Origin of the sequence: Geminocystis sp. CENA526, assembly GCF_050753365.1 — a bacterium.
In the GTDB taxonomy this organism is placed as follows: Bacteria; Cyanobacteriota; Cyanobacteriia; order Cyanobacteriales; family Cyanobacteriaceae; genus Geminocystis.
This window is the reverse complement of the sequence record NZ_JBLZFY010000262.1, coordinates 1-1550: the sequence shown is the minus strand read 5'-3', so window position 1 is coordinate 1550 and position 1550 is coordinate 1. Positions and strand designations below refer to the sequence as shown.

Annotated in this window: 1 protein-coding gene; it reads right to left on the bottom strand. The window is 30.4% G+C overall.

Translation table 11 applies throughout. The features are described from left to right. Nucleotides 1-159: 159 nt before the first annotated feature. Nucleotides 160-1158 (bottom strand): tyrosine-type recombinase/integrase, encoded by a 999-nt coding sequence (locus ACN4EE_RS23250; RefSeq protein ID WP_431708884.1) that lies wholly within the window; start codon nt 1156-1158, stop codon nt 160-162. Between the last annotated feature and the right edge of the window lie 392 nt (nt 1159-1550).

Sequence of the window (1550 nt, the reverse complement as noted above, 5' to 3'; positions counted from 1 at the left end):
AGTAACATTTTAGTAATTACTAATTGTTTGTGAGAAATCAAAAATAAAAATGGTTAAGAATCAATTCCTTTTAATCACTACTTTCTAATCCCTAACTAAGAGAAAATTGTCATAATTAAAGAAGAATAATCAAGAGGTGAATTTATCCATCGATCGAACTCAAAGTAAAGAGGCTAAAATTTCTGATGCAGATTTTTGTAATGTTTCTCTATTATCATCATAAATAGTTAAAACATTAATATCTTGATGGCGAGATAACTGTTGAGCTACTCTAACATTTCCTCCTGTCGCATCTAAAACTGCGGTAATAGAACTGTGACGAATGCGATGGGGGGATAAAATCTTACTTAAATTTACTAGATCTCCATATCCTCGTACGATCGTATAAATAGATTTTCCTGTTAATCGTTGTCCATGGGTATGATTATCTAAAGCAATAAACAAAGGTGAATCTTCCCGAAAAGCTGTTATAGCATCTAACCATACTAAAATTGCAATGACCGTTTTTTTCGTTAAATAGATAATTTCTGATTCTAATTGTCCTTTTCCTGTGATTGTTAAAGTTCCTTCTTCAGCATTAAAATCATTTATATTAAGGTTACATAATTCTCCCCGTCTAAGGGCATTATCCCAAAGTAATCGTAGAATGGAATAATCTCTTTTTCCTTTCAGGGTGGATGTATCAATATTTTCAATAACTTGGGCAAAAATATCTGGTTTAACCCCTTTGGTATCTCTGTAGTTTTTGGCGGGTAAAGTCTTAATTTTATCTAAGAGAAAATTACAACTCCCATGATTAAAAGCATATCGAACTAGAGATTTGATTGATGCAACTCTAGCATTAATAGTACTAGGACTCAACCCATTTTTTAAGAGAATTGATTGATATTTTTCCACATAAGAAAGTGCACTAACTTCACTTAAACTAAAAAACTGTTCAATAATCTCTACAACTTCTGAATCATCTAACTTAATAACAGCTCCTCGTTTAATTTTTCCAGTAGTAATATAATGACAAAAGTATCCAAAAGCATAACGATAAGTTTTTCTTGTTGTCTCAGAATTTAAAGTCATCAACATACTATTAACAATGTTATTTACATCTAAACTTGGTAGAGGAATTAAGCGATGTTTAGGGAAGGTGGTTAATTGAGTCATGTTATTACCCAAAAAAAGTATTTTTCCTTTTACTATACAATCATTTGTATCTTAATGCTCACGTTTTATTACTCTCTATTTTCTCACTTGTATTTATTTCAAGTTGGATTTTCTATTTTATTACGATCGATGTCTAAGCTAAAACGCACCTATTTGAAAATATCAAACCTTTTTGTACGAATGATTTAGGTTGACTATAGCTAATTAAGCTAAAACGCCTTTACGTTGTAAACTTAGACTAAAGATACTTGGGTTTCAGATGTTAAAACCGCAGATTAAATGCGGTTTAGCTTATAATTATTTTAAATTTGGCTAAGTAATTGGACAAAATTAATTTTAGAAAGCAATGAGCTTAATCGTTCATTTCTCGATACACTTACAATAAGAAATAC